The 14,073-nt window shown below is 69.2% G+C and carries 15 protein-coding genes; 6 read left to right on the top strand and 9 right to left on the bottom strand.

What is annotated here, in order from left to right:
• Positions 1–15: 15 nt before the first annotated feature.
• Positions 16–1,770, bottom strand: a complete 1,755-nt coding sequence (recJ, locus tag SFC76_RS00345; protein WP_322847517.1) for a single-stranded-DNA-specific exonuclease RecJ — start codon at positions 1,768–1,770, stop codon at positions 16–18.
• A gap of 230 nt (positions 1,771–2,000) precedes the next feature.
• Here recJ and SFC76_RS00340 point away from each other — a divergent pair, with 230 nt between their 5' ends.
• Positions 2,001–3,668 carry a DNA polymerase III subunit gamma/tau gene (locus SFC76_RS00340; protein ID WP_322847516.1) on the top strand — a complete coding sequence of 556 codons (1,668 nt, stop codon included), beginning with the start codon at positions 2,001–2,003 and terminating at the stop codon, positions 3,666–3,668.
• On the top strand, positions 3,665–3,988 hold the full coding sequence (locus SFC76_RS00335) for a YbaB/EbfC family nucleoid-associated protein (RefSeq protein ID WP_038660987.1): 324 nt from the start codon (positions 3,665–3,667) through the stop codon (positions 3,986–3,988). Before SFC76_RS00340 ends, SFC76_RS00335 begins: the two co-directional genes overlap by 4 nt.
• A gap of 161 nt (positions 3,989–4,149) precedes the next feature.
• Here SFC76_RS00335 and mtgA read toward each other — a convergent pair whose 3' ends face one another.
• The 4 genes from mtgA to SFC76_RS00315 all read right to left on the bottom strand — a co-directional run bounded on the left by mtgA (position 4,150) and on the right by SFC76_RS00315 (position 8,087).
• The gene (gene mtgA / locus SFC76_RS00330) at positions 4,150–4,824 is read right to left on the bottom strand and encodes a monofunctional biosynthetic peptidoglycan transglycosylase (RefSeq protein WP_322847515.1); all 675 of its coding nucleotides are present in this window, start codon (positions 4,822–4,824) and stop codon (positions 4,150–4,152) included.
• Between the two features lie 9 nt (positions 4,825–4,833).
• On the bottom strand, positions 4,834–6,174 hold the full coding sequence (locus SFC76_RS00325) for an NAD(P)/FAD-dependent oxidoreductase (protein WP_322847514.1): 1,341 nt from the start codon (positions 6,172–6,174) through the stop codon (positions 4,834–4,836).
• 1 nt (position 6,175) lies between these two features.
• On the bottom strand, positions 6,176–7,078 hold the full coding sequence (rpoH, locus tag SFC76_RS00320) for an RNA polymerase sigma factor RpoH (protein ID WP_322847513.1): 903 nt from the start codon (positions 7,076–7,078) through the stop codon (positions 6,176–6,178).
• A 61-nt stretch (positions 7,079–7,139) separates the two neighbouring features.
• The gene (locus tag SFC76_RS00315; RefSeq protein WP_322847512.1) at positions 7,140–8,087 is read right to left on the bottom strand and encodes an RluA family pseudouridine synthase; all 948 of its coding nucleotides are present in this window, start codon (positions 8,085–8,087) and stop codon (positions 7,140–7,142) included.
• Positions 8,088–8,104: 17 nt separating this feature from the next.
• Between SFC76_RS00315 and SFC76_RS00310 the strand changes: the two genes are divergently transcribed.
• Both SFC76_RS00310 and SFC76_RS00305 read left to right on the top strand, forming a co-directional pair.
• Positions 8,105–8,563 (top strand): M67 family metallopeptidase, encoded by a 459-nt coding sequence (locus SFC76_RS00310; RefSeq protein ID WP_322847511.1) that lies wholly within the window; start codon positions 8,105–8,107, stop codon positions 8,561–8,563.
• Positions 8,564–9,208, top strand: a complete 645-nt coding sequence (locus SFC76_RS00305; RefSeq protein ID WP_322847510.1) for a histidine phosphotransferase family protein — start codon at positions 8,564–8,566, stop codon at positions 9,206–9,208.
• A gap of 177 nt (positions 9,209–9,385) precedes the next feature.
• Here SFC76_RS00305 and SFC76_RS00300 read toward each other — a convergent pair whose 3' ends face one another.
• The 4 genes from SFC76_RS00300 to SFC76_RS00285 all read right to left on the bottom strand — a co-directional run bounded on the left by SFC76_RS00300 (position 9,386) and on the right by SFC76_RS00285 (position 12,411).
• Positions 9,386–10,351, bottom strand: coding sequence for an FAD:protein FMN transferase (locus SFC76_RS00300; protein ID WP_322847509.1), 966 nt, complete (start codon positions 10,349–10,351; stop codon positions 9,386–9,388).
• A gap of 10 nt (positions 10,352–10,361) precedes the next feature.
• Positions 10,362–11,201 (bottom strand): DUF4198 domain-containing protein, encoded by an 840-nt coding sequence (locus SFC76_RS00295; RefSeq protein WP_322847508.1) that lies wholly within the window; start codon positions 11,199–11,201, stop codon positions 10,362–10,364.
• A gap of 14 nt (positions 11,202–11,215) precedes the next feature.
• The gene (locus SFC76_RS00290; RefSeq protein WP_322847507.1) at positions 11,216–11,695 is read right to left on the bottom strand and encodes a DUF2271 domain-containing protein; all 480 of its coding nucleotides are present in this window, start codon (positions 11,693–11,695) and stop codon (positions 11,216–11,218) included.
• Positions 11,696–11,757: 62 nt separating this feature from the next.
• Positions 11,758–12,411, bottom strand: a complete 654-nt coding sequence (locus tag SFC76_RS00285; RefSeq protein ID WP_322847506.1) for a PepSY-associated TM helix domain-containing protein — start codon at positions 12,409–12,411, stop codon at positions 11,758–11,760.
• 136 nt (positions 12,412–12,547) lie between these two features.
• Between SFC76_RS00285 and SFC76_RS00280 the strand changes: the two genes are divergently transcribed.
• Both SFC76_RS00280 and SFC76_RS00275 read left to right on the top strand, forming a co-directional pair.
• On the top strand, positions 12,548–13,654 hold the full coding sequence (locus tag SFC76_RS00280; protein WP_322847505.1) for an S-(hydroxymethyl)glutathione dehydrogenase/class III alcohol dehydrogenase: 1,107 nt from the start codon (positions 12,548–12,550) through the stop codon (positions 13,652–13,654).
• Positions 13,655–13,686: 32 nt separating this feature from the next.
• The gene (locus SFC76_RS00275) at positions 13,687–14,070 is read left to right on the top strand and encodes a VOC family protein (protein WP_322847504.1); all 384 of its coding nucleotides are present in this window, start codon (positions 13,687–13,689) and stop codon (positions 14,068–14,070) included.
• Positions 14,071–14,073: the final 3 nt, after the last annotated feature.

The following is a 14,073-nucleotide window of genomic DNA, read 5'->3' as shown; positions in this document are numbered from 1 at the left end:
AGGGGTTGTGATGCATCAATTCGCCCAGGCGGCGTCTTCGAGGTGCAATTCCGCTGCCGGGCGGCTGCCCCAATCGTCGATCTTGGCGCGGCCGGCGAGCCACAGGCGGCGGTGCGGCGCCGCGGCGAGCAGCGCCTGCCCCAGGGCGGTGTCGGCGGCGCGGAACGCCACCGCCTTGAAGCTGCGGCCGTCGTCGCCCGCCACTACCGCGCGGACATGGCCGTTGCCGACCACGTCCGCTTTGATGATCCGCACCGGACCGGCAGCGATCCGCGGCGCCGGCCAGCCCATGCCGTAGGGACCGCCGACATCAAGCGATTCGACCAGCAGCGGGTTGATCCCGCCGGGCGCGAGCACCGCATCGACCAGCAACGCCCGCTCGCCGATCGCCCGGTCGACGCCCGCCGCCAGCCGCTCTTCGAGGAAATCGGCGAAGGCGGCGATACCGTCGGCGGCGATCGTCAGCCCCGCCGCCATCGCATGGCCGCCGCCCGCCACGAGCAGGCCGTGCTCCTTGGCGGCGAGCACCGCCGCGCCGAGGTCGACGCCCGAGATCGACCGGCCCGAGCCCTTGCCGAGCCCGTCCTCGCCGATCGCGATGACGATCGCCGGCCGGCCGAGCTTCTCCTTGAGGCGGCCGGCGACGATGCCGATCACGCCGGGGTGCCAGCCCTCGCCGGCGACGACGACGACGCGGCGGCGGTCGTTGGCGAGCAGTTCGGCGGCCTGCTGTACGCCCGCCTCGATCAGCCGGCGCTCCTCGTTGAGCCGGTCGAGTTCCTCGGCGATGCCGCGCGCCTCGTCTGGATCGCGCGTGGTGAGCAGCCGCACGCCGAGATCGGCGCGACCGACGCGCCCGCCGGCATTGATCCGCGGCCCGAGCGCGAAGCCCAGGTCGCTGCACGTCGGCGCGCGGGTCAGCCGCGACGCCTCGATCAGCGCGGCAAGGCCGACGTTGCGGCGCTGCGCCATCACCTTGAGCCCCTGTGCGACGAAGGCGCGGTTGAGGCCGCGGAGCTGCGCGACATCGGCGACGGTGCCGAGCGCGACGATATCGAGATGGTGGATCAGGTTCGGCTTGGGCCGGTCGGCGAAGAAGCCCCGCGCCTCCAGCGTGCGCAGCAGCGCCGCGGCGAGCAGGAAACAGACGCCGACCGCGGCGAGATGGCCGTGCGCCGCGCCCTCGTCCTCGTCGAGCCGGTTGGGATTGACCAGCGCATGCGCCAGCGGCAGCGCGGCGGCGCATTTGTGGTGATCGACGACGACGACGTCGACCGGGTGCGCATGAGCCATCGCCAGCGCCTCGAACGCCTGCGCGCCGCAATCGACGGTGACGATCAGCGACGCCCCCTCTCCCGCCAGCCGAACCAGCGCGTCGCCCGACGGGCCGTAGCCTTCGAGCAGCCGGTCGGGGATGTACGGCCGCGCCTCGAGCCCGAGATCGCGCAGCACGAGGATCATCAGCGCCGCCGAGGTCGCGCCATCGACGTCGTAATCGCCGAACACCGCGACGCTCTCGCCCGCCTGCACCGCATCGGCGAGCCGCACCGCGGCGCGGTCCATGTCGCGGAACACGGAGGGGTCGGGCATGAAGGCGCGGATCGACGGCGTGCGATGCTGGTCGAGCGTCTCGCGCTCGGCGCCGCGGGCGAGCAGCAACTGGGTAACGAGATCGTCGGCGCCGAAGCCGTCGCGCGCGTCCGCGGCGAGGCTGCGCCAATGCCAGGGCTGGCCGAGAATCGAATGGGATACGCCGAGAACGGGGGTCATGATTGGCAGCGGGTTCCGGAATGGGCGCGAAAGGCGCCGGTGTCTCCTAGGCGTTCGACAGGATAGGGTAAACCGATGAGGGCCATCGCTGCCGCCAGCCTGTACCCCGGCGAAGGCCGGGGTACATCGGGACTGTTACTCAAAATCTGGACTGGTGCACGATGACGGCATGGAAGTCCGTGCCGCATGCGCCTTCGACACCGCGCCCCCGCGCCCCTATATGAAACCCAATGGCCGATTCCTTCGATCTGGGCGAACCACCGCAGCCTGCCGCCAAGGCCAACCCCTATCGCGTGCTCGCGCGCAAATACCGTCCGCAGACCTTTTCCGAGCTGATCGGGCAGGATGCGATGGTCACCACGCTCGGCAATGCGATCAAGCGCGACCGGCTGGCGCATGCGTTCCTGATGACCGGGGTGCGCGGCGTCGGCAAGACCTCGACCGCGCGGCTGATCGCCAAGGCGCTCAACTGCATCGGCCCCGACGGCAAGGGCGGCCCGACGATCGATCCGTGCGGCGTCTGCGAACCGTGCCGCGCGATCGCCGAAGGGCGCCATATCGACGTCATCGAGATGGACGCCGCCAGCCATACCGGCGTCGACGACGTGCGCGAGATCATCGACGCGGCGCGCTATGCGGCGGTGTCGGCGCGCTACAAGATCTACATCGTGGACGAGGTCCACATGCTCTCCAAGAACGCCTTCAATGCGCTGTTGAAGACGCTGGAAGAGCCGCCCGCGCACGTCAAATTCCTGTTCGCCACCACCGAGGTGAACAAGGTGCCGATCACCGTGCTGTCGCGCTGCCAGCGCTTCGACCTCAGGCGCATCTCGGCGGACCAGCTCGCCGCGCATTTTGCCTTCGTCTGTAGGCAAGAAGGCGTCGAGGCCGAGCCCGAGGCGCTGATGCTGATCGCGCGCGCCGCGGAAGGATCGGCGCGCGACGGCCTGTCGATCCTCGACCAGGGCATCGCGCATGCCGGGCTCGAGGGTGGCCCAGAAGGACCGGGCGTGACGGCGGCGGCGGTGCGGCAGATGCTCGGCCTGTCCGATCGCGGCGCGGTGCGCGACCTGCTCGGGCTGGTGCTCGCGGGCGATGCGGCGGGTGCGCTCGCCAGCCTGCGCCGCCAGTATGACTATGGCGTCGATCCGCAGTCGGTGCTGCGGTCGATGCTGGAGAGCGTGCACGGCATCACGCTCGCCAAGGTCGGCACCGCCGACGATCCGGCGCAACCGGTCGAGGAGCGCAACGCGCGCGCCGAATGGGCCGAGAAACTATCCTTCCCTGCCCTGCACCGGCTGTGGCAGCTCTTCCTCAAGGGACATGACGAGGTCGCCAAGGCGGCGCTGCCGATCGAGGCGGCGGAGATGGCGCTGCTGCGTGCGATCCATGCCTCGACGCTACCCGATCCCGGCGAGCTCGCGCGGCAGATCGCCAGCGGCAAGCTCGGCGCGCCGGCGGCACCCGCCGCCGCGCCCCCGGCTGCGCTGGCCGCGCCGGTCGCTCCCGTCGTCGCCGAACGCCCCGGCGCGCCCGCCGATTTCCCCGGCCTCGTCGCGCTGCTGGAAGACAACGGTCATTTCGCCGTCGCCGCGCAGCTCAGCCACGGCGCGCGCATCGTCCGCTACGAGGCACCCGAGCTGATCCTCAGCGGATCGCGGCCGATGTCGGCGGATACGCTGCGCGACGTCGCCGAGGCGCTCAAGAAAGCGACCGGCCAGGTTTGGAAGATCGCCTTGGAGGATGCGCCCGGCGCGCCTACCTTGCGCGAGAAGGCCAAGGCGGATGAAGAGGCGTCGCGTCAGGCGATCCTCGCCACGCCGCTGGTGAAGGCGGCATTCGCGGCCTTTCCGGAAGCGGAACTGGAAGCCTGGCCGGGCAAACGGAGCAACGCATGAAGAACATCGACGAAATCCTCGCCATGGCGCAGAACGTCCAGAACGAATTGCAGAAGGCGCAGGACCAGCTCGACACGATCGAGGTCGAGGGCGTCTCGGGCGGCGGCCTCGTCAAGGTCAAGGCGAGCGCCAAGGGCCGGATCATCAACATCGCGATCGACGATTCGCTGATCGAAGTGTCCGAAAAGCAGATGCTCGAAGACCTGCTCGCGGCGGCATTCAACGACGCGCGGACCAAGGCGGATGCGGTGTCGGGCGCGGAAATGTCGAAGATGACCAGCGGCCTGCCCCTCCCGCCGGGCTTCAAGCTGCCGTTCTGAGCCTAACTCCTCCCCCGCCAGGGGGAGGTGGCACGGCGAAGCCGTGACGGAGGGGGAGGACAGGGCGGGAGCTTATTAATCGAACTTCCGTCCTGTCCTCCCCCTCCACCACTCGGCTGACGCCGAGCGGCCCCCCTCCCCCTGGCGGGGGAGGAATGAGCCTATTTCAAACACCCATCCAGCCCGCCGCGCCGCACTACGCCGACATACCGCGACAGCGCGTTGCCGTGGCGGCGGACGAAGCCGTGCGGATCGATCGCCGCGCGCTTCTTGGGCAGCGGCAGGACCGCGGCGATCCGGCCCGCCTCGGTCGGCGACAGATGCGAAGCGTCGTGGTGGAAATAGCGCAGCGCCGCGGCATTGGCGCCATAGGTGCCGATCCCCGTCTCGGCGACGTTGAGATAGACCTCCATGATCCGCCGCTTGCCCCACAAGGTCTCGATCAGCACGGTGAAATAAGCTTCGAACGCCTTGCGCACATAGCCGCCGCTCTGGAACAGGAAGACGTTCTTCGCGGTCTGCTGGCTGATCGTCGAGCCGCCGCGCAGCCGCTTGCCCTGCGCGTTGCTATACGCGGCACTGGCGATCCCCTTCCAGTCGAAGCCGTGATGTTCGCAGAAGCGCGCATCCTCGCCGGCGATCGCGGCGCGCGGCATGTCGGGGTCCATCTGCGACAGCGGCATCCAGTCCTTGGTGACGCTGCGTCCGCCGATCAGGTCCCCCGCCATCGTCCAGGTGAACGGCACCGGCACGAAGCGGTAGATGCCGACCCACAAGACGCTGATCGCGACGAAGACCAGACCGGCCTTGAACAGGAGGAGGAGGATGCGGATCATCCCCGCTCCTTACGGGCGCGGCGCGGCCCCCTTCAAGTGCAGGATCGCCGCGGCGGCGTCGATGCCGGTCTGATAGGCGCCATGCGCGGTGGAGAAATCGTGGCGCGAACATGCCTCGCCGGCGAAGAACAGGCGATCGTCGACCGGCGTGGCGAGGATCGCGCGGGCGCCGGCATGGCCAACGCGGGCGTGGCTGTAGCTGCCGTGGATATATGCCTGCCCACGCCAGTGCGTCGCATGCAGCGGCGCGAGCCGCTTGCGCCAATCCGAGCCGAGCAGGCCGACCAGTTCCCCGATCGCGAAGTCGCTTGCGGCGCGAGAGTCGGGCATCGCCTCGGCGCAGGCACCGCCGAGGAAGCTCTCGACGAGCGGCAGGCCGAGCGGGGACAGCCGGTGGCTCGCGGTACAGGCGCAGTGCGGATCGCCGATCAGATGCGCCTGCGCCGGCCATTCGGGGCGATCGACCGCGAGAAAAACCTTGTCGGCAAGGCCCAGCGGCAATGCCGCCGCAGCCGCCTGCTTGTCGGGCAGCGGCGGATCGAAGGCGATCCCCTCATAGGCGGTGGTCGGGATGGCGAGGATGACGCGGTCCGCCTCGATCGTCCCGGCGGGGGTGTCGAGGCGGATCGTCCGCCAGCGACGATCGATCCGCGTCACCGGCGTATTCAGCCGGACCGACACGTCGCCGGCATGGTGGACGATCAACGTGCCATAGCCCGCCGGCAGCGACCAATTGTCCTCGGTCGCCGCATCCTCATACGCCGCCCAATCGTGCAGCGAGACGCGATCGAGCGGCGCGCCATTGGCATAGCCGGAGATCGCATCGATCATCGGCCGCCACGGCTCGTCCCCGGCGGCTATGAAATCGGATAGCGGCCGATCGGCGCCGCCGAGCGCGGCATGCGCCGCCTCGTCCCAACGATCGTAAGCGGCGCGGAACGCACGCTGGTCTTCGGGCGGATAACCGAGATCGCGCCATTGCACGCCCCAATTGGGCGAGGAGCGGTCGACCGCAAAGCCGTCCCGCTCGGCGATCGCAGTCCACGGATTGCGTCCGGCGGAATGGAGCCAGCCGCAGCCGGCATCGACCGCCAGAGCCTTTCCCGCATCCGTGAGGGCTGGGTCTGCCGAAGTCCGCGACTGCTGTGGCGAGCTGCCCGTCGACAAGCTCGGGGCGAACGGCGGTTCGGCAGACAAATCCGCGAGGGGAACACTCCGCGCCCGCCCACCGAGCCGGTCCCCCGCCTCGACCAGCAGCACGTCCTCGCCGGCATCGCGCAACCGCCGCGCCGCCGCGATCCCGGCCGCACCGCCGCCGACGACGACGATGAGGCCGGGACTGCTGATCATTTTACGCGGCGAGCAGGCGCTTTTCGCCGGCGATGCGCATCATCGCCTTCTGCAGCTTCTCGAACGCCCGCACCTCGATCTGCCGCACGCGCTCGCGCGACACGCCATAGACCTGCGACAGCTCTTCGAGCGTCTTGGGATCGTCGGTCAGCCGCCGCTCGGTCAGGATATGCTTCTCGCGGTCGTTGAGGTCGTCCATCGCCGACACGAGCATGCCGTGGCGGACGTCCGCCTCCTGCGCCTCGGCGACGACGGTGTCCTGCAGCGGCGCATCGTCCTGCAACCAATCCTGCCATTGGCCCTCGCCGTCCTCGCGCATCGAGACATTGAGCGACGTGTCGCCGCCCATCGCCATGCGGCGGTTCATGCTGATCACGTCGCTCTCGGCGACGCCGAGATCGGTGGCGATCTTGGTGATGTGCTCGGGCCGCAGGTCGCCGTCCTCGAACGCGTCGAGCTTCGACTTCATCCGTCGCAGGTTGAAGAACAGTTTCTTCTGCGCCGCGGTGGTGCCCATCTTCACGAGGCTCCACGAGCGCAGGATATATTCCTGGATCGAGGCGCGGATCCACCACATCGCATAGGTGGCGAGGCGGAAACCGCGATCGGGCTCGAACTTCTTCACACCCTGCATCAGGCCGATATTCCCCTCGGAGATCAGCTCAGAAGTCGGCAGGCCGTAGCCGCGATAGCCCATCGCGATCTTGGCGACGAGCCGCAGGTGCGACGTGACGAGCTGCGCCGCCGCATCGGTGTCGCCATGCTCCTGGAAGCGCTTGGCGAGCATGAATTCCTGCTCGGGAGCCAGGATGGGAAATTTCTTGATCTCGGACAGGTAGCGGTTGAGGCTCTGCTCCCCGCCGAGGGCAGGAATCGTCGCGGGGACGTTGCTGCGGGCTGCCATGATCTCATCTCCCTTTCTGCGGAGGCGTTCATCCCGCACTGCGGTGAAGAACGACTCAAATCTATACGTGAAGCTCGGTGAACAGTTCCTGCATATCGGCAGGCATAACGCTATCGAACGCCAAAGCGGTGCTTTTCACCGGATGGATGAACCCCAGATGCGCCGCATGCAAGGCCTGACGGCGGAAACCGAGGGTTTCGAGCAGCGCCTTTTGAACACCCTTTGTTCTACCATAGACCGGGTCGCCCAGCAAGGCGTGGCCGATCGACGCCATATGCACGCGCACCTGATGCGTCCGCCCCGTCTCCAGCCGGCATTCGACCAGCGCCGCATCGCGCAGCACCTGCATCGTCGCGAAATGCGTCACCGCGCGCTTGCCGCCCTGGACGATCGCGATCTTCTTGCGGTTGGTCGCCGAGCGCGCGAGCGGCGCGTCGACCTTGCCCGCCGCCGGCCGCGGCACGCCGCCGACGATCGCGCGATAGCGGCGGTCGATACTGTGATCGTGGAACTGGCGCGCCAGTCCCTCGTGCGCACGGTCAGTCTTGGCGGCGACCATCAGCCCCGACGTATCCTTGTCGATGCGATGGACGATGCCCGGACGCGCGACGCCGCCGATCCCCGACAGCGAGCCCTCGCAATGATGCAGCAGCGCGTTGACCAACGTCCCGTCGAGATTGCCCGCGGCAGGGTGGACGACCAGCCCGGCGGGCTTGTCGATGACGATCAGATGCTCGTCCTCATAGGCGACGACGAGCGGGATATCCTGCGCCTCGTTGTGCGGCAGCGTCGGCACCGGCACCGCGACGAGCAGCCGGTCCCCGGCCGCCGCCTTCTTGGCGGCATCGCGCACCATCAGCCCGTCGCGGGTCACCGCGCCGCTGGCGATCAACACCTTGAGCCGCTCGCGCGACAACGTCGGCACCGCATCGGCAAGCGCACGATCCAGCCGCCAGCCGTCCGCCGCCGGCGCGATCGTTGCTTCGATGATGGAAACCCCCCGGTCCATGACTTAGGGATGTGGGCATGACGGTGACGATTACAAGCGATCTTGTCGGACAGATATTGCGCGCAGCCGCCGCCACGCCGGATGTGGAAGTGTGCGGGCTGCTGTTCGGCAGCGCGACCGCGATCACCGCGATCCGGCCGTGCCGCAACGTCGCGGCCGATCCGGCGCGCTGGTTCGAGATCGATCCCGCCGCGCTGATCGCCGCGCATCGTGCGTCGCGCAGCGGCGGCCCGGCGATCGTCGGCCATTACCATTCGCACCCCAACGGCGATCCCCGCCCCTCGCCGCGCGACGCGGCGAGCGCCGCGCCCGACGGCACCTTGTGGCTGATCGCCGCAGGTGGAATGCTGCGCGGCTGGCGCGCGGGCGCCGCCGGTGCCGTGGAGGGACGGTTCGATCCCGTCGCACTCGGCGACGACCCTTGCGCAGCGGAGCCGGCTCGGCCACATCGGTCATCGCTTTTTCGAGGAACCTGAATGTCCGTCAGTCCGGTCGATTTCGCCAGCCTGCTCTGCTCGCGGCTGTGCCATGACCTGCTCTCGCCGGTCGGCGCGCTCAACAACGGGCTGGAGCTGCTGACCGACGAGACCGACGAGGAGATGCGCGCCCGCGTCTTCCAGTTGCTCAGCGAGAGCGCCCGCGCCTCCGCCAACAAACTCAAGTTCTTCCGCTTGGCCTTCGGCGGCGCCGGCGGCTTCGGCGAACAGGTCGACAGCCGCGAGGCGAAGGCGGCGATCGAGGGCCTGCTGATCGATAACAAGCGCACCACCTTCAACTGGTGGGTCGAGGCGGAGACGCTGCCCAAGACGGCGCTGAAAGTCATGCTCAACCTGACGCTGATCGCCAGCGAATCGCTGGTCCGCGGCGGCACGCTCGACGTCGGCGGCGAAGAGAACAACGGCCAGCTCGAGATCGTCGTCAAGATCGAAGGGCCGCGCATCATCCTAGCCCCCGAATTGCGCACCGCGCTCAACCATGGCGAAGGCCCCGAGGGCGTCACCCCCCGCACCGCCGCCGCCTATCTCGTCCACAGCCTGGTGACGCAGGCCGGCGGCACGATCCAGATCAGCGAACCTACCGAGACGATCATGATCTTCGGCGCGGTGTTCCGGGGGAAGTAAGCGGGAGCGGCCGCTGCACGTCCGTAGCGGCATCGCTCGTCCCGAAGGCGAAACCTCTCGGGAAGCCCACCGGATACACATCAAGGCTGCACCCCGGCCTTCGCCGGGGTACGTAAGGCGTTTCGCAGAGGTCTCGTTTTCGCGGGCGCACACAGTCACGACAACCGACCACCCCGATCAGTCCGCCAGCATCGCCGCCAGCGCCGGCGTTAGCCTTTCGCCCCCAGCCGCCACGACGATCCGCGCCGCGATGCCCTGCTGCGTCGCCAGCGCGATGCCGGCATCCGGCCCGAGCACGGTCAGCGCGGTCGCCCAGGCATCCGCGGTCAGCGCATCCGCCGCGATCACGCTCACCGACACCACACCGTTGTCCGTCGACCGCCCGGTCCGCGGGTCGATCGTATGCCGCCCGCGCCGATAATCCCCCGACGTCGCCACCGCCAGGCCGTGCAACGCGATGCGCAGCGGCGCGACATCGATCCCCGGCGGCGTCTCCAGATCGACCCACCACGGCTGGCCGTCCGGCCGCACCCCGCGCCCGACCAGTTCGCCACCGATCTCGACCAGCGCATGACCGACGCCGAGCCGCGCCAGCGTCGCCGCCACCGCATCGACGGCAAAGCCCTTGGCGATCCCCGACAGGTCGAGCGCCACCCCGCCCGGCTGCGACAATCGCCGGTCGCCGGCGCTCCAGCCTAGCCGCCGCCAACCGGAAGCCGCCCGCGCCGCTTCGAGCGCAGCCGCGTCCGGCGCCGCCGGCGCTGGTACCGGCCCGAAACCCCACAGATCGACGAGCCGCCCGATCGCCGGATCGAACGCGCCGCCGGTCGCCTCAGCGATCGCCAGCCCGCGCGCCATCACCTCGGCGAAGTCGGGCGGCAGCACCATGGCGCTTCCCGCCGGCGCGCGGTTGAAGCGCGACAGCAGCGACGCGGGTAGCCAATGGCTCATCTCCGCGACGATCGTGTCGAGCCGCGCGACCACCGCCGTCCGTAGCGCGATGGCTGCCACCCCAGCCGGCAGGACGGCGCGCACGCTCCACCGCGTGCCCATCGTCTCGCCGCCGAGGTCGGTCACCGCCGCCGCCGGATCGCACGCCGCCACCGCCGCGGCGGAGATCGCCGCAGGAAGCGCGATCCTCACCGCGCCGCCGTCACGGCGTTAGCACTTCCAGCGTCGTGACATAGCTCATCCGCCGCTCTGTCGCGCGCGGCGTGGTGGTCTTGGCGTCGGTGGCGGTGGCGTTGAGCCAATACATGCCCGCCGCCGGCCAGGTGACGCTGACCACGCCATCGGCGCCGGTGGTCAGCGTCATCGCATTCTCGTCGTTGCGATAGCGCTTGCCACCGGGGATGACGGTGACCTTCAGCCCCGCCGCCGGCTTGCCGTCGATCAGAAAGCGGAACTTCGCCGCCTCGCCGGCGATCAGCTCGTCCGGATGCGTGACCGGCGCAAACTCCAGGCCCTTGCCGGTCGGCGCGAACACCGTCGTCGTCGGCGCGCCCGCGGTCAGAAACACCTCGTTGCGCGACGAGGTCTCGGTCAGCGTCACGTCGGTCGCCTTGGCCGGGATGTCGGCGACGGTCAGCGGTGCCGGCTGGCCGGGGCGCGGCGGGCCGCCGCGGCCGCCGACGCGCTTCTCGACGCCATCGACCTTGAAGCTGCCCATCACCCCCGCCATCGCGGTGCCGACCTTCCACGTCCCCGGCTTGTCGAGCTGGACGTCGAACACCGAGCGATAGCGCCCGGTCGCGCCATTCTGGAGCTGCCCGGGCGTGCCGTCGGGCTGCCACACCTTGATGCCGTCGAGCCGCAGCGGCTGGTGATCGAAGAAGAACAGATCGTTCGACACCGCGGCGTCGATCGTCACCCAGCTGTCGGTGCCGGAAAAGACCGTGCCCGAGGGCAGCAGCCACATGCGATGCGCAGACAGCATCGCCGGCGTGGCGAGCAACGCCGCGGCGGCGAGCAGGCGGACGGTGAAGGGCTTCATGATCGGCGCTCCTCTCAACGGGCGGACACGGCGACGGCGCCGAGTTCGGTCTTGCCCGAGCCGCGCGCGCTGGGATTGGGGACGGTGAGCGGCAGCGTCACCAGCTCGCGCCCGCCGGTTTCGCGCGCCGCCTCGACGGTGAGCACATAGGCGCCGGGCTTCAGCCCGTCGGGCAGCTTGACGTTATATTGGCCCGGTGCGCGCGTCGCGCCGCTGATCCCGTCGGCGGGGACGGTCATCGACCGCCCGCCCTTGCGCCACCAGGCGCGCAGATCGGCGAGATATTTGGTGCCCGCGTCCTTGCCGGTCTTCTTGGTCTCGTACCACAAGGCCACCGTCCGTGCCGCGCCGCCGCCGGCGGGCTCCAGCCAGATCGCGACATAGGGCCGGTGATATTCGGCGACGTCCTGTTTGGGGATCGTCACGGTGACGGTCGCGGCACCCGCCGGTGCGGCGATCACGCCGCCCAGCAGGGCAAAGGTCGTTGGGCGCATGGTTCGTTCCCCTTTCAAATCAGTCATTCCCCGTCCGTGCTTTCGGTATCGGCGTCACATTATCAGTGGATGAAGACGAGGATGAGCACGACCGGGCCGATCACGCCGAGCGCGACGATCGGCCAGGTCGCCGGCCGGTGCTTGCCGTGCATCTGCAGCAGCAGCAGCCCGGTCAGCGTGAACAGGATGCAGGCGCCCGCGAACACGTCGAGGAACCAGCCCCATGCGGCGCCGGCGTTGCGGCCTTTGTGCAGGTCGTTGAGATAGGCGATCCAGCCGCGGCTGGTCACTTCGGCGGTGATCTTGCCGTTCGTCCGGTCGATGCTGATCCAGGCGTCGCCGCCGGGCCGCGGCAGCGCGACATAGACGTCGCCGTCCGACCATTCGCCCGGTTTGCCCGCCGCATCGAGCCCCACCGCACGCGCCACCGCCGCCGCGACGCGCGGCGGCAAGGCCGCGTCGGCCGCGGTCGGCGCCTTGAGGTCGCGCAGCAACGGCGGCGGCAGCGTGCCTGCCCGGTCGGTCACCACCGGCGTCACACCGATCGATGCGGCATGGTTGAGCGTGATCCCGGTGACCGCGAACAGCAGCATGCCGACCAGCGACACCGCCGCGCTCATCCAATGCCAGGTGTGCAATTGCTTGAGCCACCAGCCGCGCCATTTGCGCTTGGCCTGACGCGCCGGAGCGGCGGAGACGGATCGGACGATGCTCACCGCTCCCGGCTAGCGGGCAAAGCGGCGTATTTCAACTGTCTTGCGAATGATTATCATCCGCACGCACGCGCCCGGCGCTTGCCCCGCCCCACCGACAAGCGGTAACCGCAGCGCACGCATTACCGGAGCCTGCCCCATGAAGACCCGCGCCGCCGTCGCCTTCGAAGCCAAGAAGCCGCTCGAAATCGTCGAACTCGACCTCGACGGCCCCAGGCCAGGCGAGGTGCTGGTCGAGATCATGGCGACCGGCATCTGCCACACCGACGCCTATACGCTCGACGGGCTCGACAGCGAGGGGCTGTTCCCCAGCGTGCTCGGCCACGAAGGCGCCGGCATCGTCCGCGAGATCGGCGCGGGCGTGACCAGCGTCGCGGTCGGCGATCACGTCATCCCGCTCTACACGCCCGAATGTCGCCAGTGTAAGTCGTGCCTCAGCCAGAAGACCAATCTGTGCACCGCGATCCGCGCGACGCAGGGCAAGGGCCTGATGCCCGACGGCACCACTCGGTTCAGCTACAAGGGCCAGCCGATCTTCCATTACATGGGCTGTTCGACCTTCTCGAACTTCACCGTGCTGCCCGAGATCGCGGTCGCCAAGATCCGCCCCGACGCGCCGTTCGACACGAGCTGCTACGTCGGCTGCGGCGTCACCACCGGCGTCGGCGCCGTCGTCCACACCGCGAAGGTGCAGCCGGGCGACACCGTCGTCGTCTTCGGCCTCGGCGGCATCGGCCTCAACGTCATTCAGGGCGCTCGGCTCGCGGGTGCGAAGATGATCGTCGGCGTCGACATCAACCCCGACCGCGAGGAATGGGGCCGCAAGTTCGGCATGACCCATTTCGCCAATCCCAAGCAGGTCGGCGACATCGTCGCGCATATCGTCCAGCTCACCGACGGCGGCGCCGATTACAGCTTCGACGCGACCGGCAACACCGACGTGATGCGTCAGGCGCTCGAATGCTGCCACCGCGGCTGGGGCACCTCGATCGTGATCGGCGTCGCCGAGGCGGGCAAGGAGATCAGCACGCGCCCGTTCCAGCTCGTCACCGGACGCAACTGGCGCGGCACCGCGTTCGGCGGCGCGCGCGGACGGACGGACACGCCGAAGATCGTCGACTGGTATATGGACGGGATGATCCAGATCGATCCGATGATCACCCACCGGCTGACGCTCGACGAGATCAACAAGGGCTTCGACCTGATGCATGCCGGCGAAAGCATCCGCAGCGTCGTGATCTACTGACCCTCCCGTTCGACGCGACAAGGACCAAATCGATGTTCTCCCATATCATGCTCGGCACCGACGAGATGGCCGCCTCGAAAGCCTTCTACGATGCGACGCTCGCCGCGCTCGGAGTCGCGCCCGGGATCAGCGATCCCAAGGGCCGCACCGCCTATCGGCACGCGGGCGGCCGGCTGCTGCTGAGCACCCCGATCAACGGCGAGCCCGCCTGCCATGCCAACGGCGGCACGGTCGGCTTTGCCGCCGACTCGCCGGAGGCGGTCGAGGCGTGGCATGCCGCCGGCCTCGCCCACGGCGGCACCGCGATCGAGGAGGCCCCGGGCCCGCGTCCGTCGCCGTTCGGCCCGCTCTATCTCGCCTATCTCCGCGATCCCGCCGGCAACAAATTGTGTGCCGCGCACCGTATGGCGGCCTGAGCG

This window comes from Sphingomonas sp. CD22, from assembly GCF_034556155.1.
In the GTDB taxonomy this organism is placed as follows: Bacteria; Pseudomonadota; Alphaproteobacteria; order Sphingomonadales; family Sphingomonadaceae; genus Sphingomonas.
Note: the sequence above shows the minus strand (reverse complement) of the source record. Positions and strands in the feature narration are given on the sequence as shown.

Coding starts and splice junctions, on each gene's coding strand:
- SFC76_RS00295 (WP_322847508.1), bottom strand. CDS start 11,201: ATGAAGCCCTTCACCGTCCGCCTGCTCGCCGCCGCGGCGTTGCTCGCC.
- SFC76_RS00315 (WP_322847512.1), bottom strand. CDS start 8,087: ATGGACCGGGGGGTTTCCATCATCGAAGCAACGATCGCGCCGGCGGCG.
- SFC76_RS00305 (WP_322847510.1), top strand. CDS start 8,564: ATGTCCGTCAGTCCGGTCGATTTCGCCAGCCTGCTCTGCTCGCGGCTG.
- SFC76_RS00275 (WP_322847504.1), top strand. CDS start 13,687: ATGTTCTCCCATATCATGCTCGGCACCGACGAGATGGCCGCCTCGAAA.
- SFC76_RS00280 (WP_322847505.1), top strand. CDS start 12,548: ATGAAGACCCGCGCCGCCGTCGCCTTCGAAGCCAAGAAGCCGCTCGAA.
- rpoH (WP_322847513.1), bottom strand. CDS start 7,078: ATGGCAGCCCGCAGCAACGTCCCCGCGACGATTCCTGCCCTCGGCGGG.
- SFC76_RS00335 (WP_038660987.1), top strand. CDS start 3,665: ATGAAGAACATCGACGAAATCCTCGCCATGGCGCAGAACGTCCAGAAC.
- SFC76_RS00310 (WP_322847511.1), top strand. CDS start 8,105: ATGACGGTGACGATTACAAGCGATCTTGTCGGACAGATATTGCGCGCA.
- recJ (WP_322847517.1), bottom strand. CDS start 1,770: ATGACCCCCGTTCTCGGCGTATCCCATTCGATTCTCGGCCAGCCCTGG.
- mtgA (WP_322847515.1), bottom strand. CDS start 4,824: ATGATCCGCATCCTCCTCCTCCTGTTCAAGGCCGGTCTGGTCTTCGTC.
- SFC76_RS00290 (WP_322847507.1), bottom strand. CDS start 11,695: ATGCGCCCAACGACCTTTGCCCTGCTGGGCGGCGTGATCGCCGCACCG.
- SFC76_RS00325 (WP_322847514.1), bottom strand. CDS start 6,174: ATGATCAGCAGTCCCGGCCTCATCGTCGTCGTCGGCGGCGGTGCGGCC.
- SFC76_RS00340 (WP_322847516.1), top strand. CDS start 2,001: ATGGCCGATTCCTTCGATCTGGGCGAACCACCGCAGCCTGCCGCCAAG.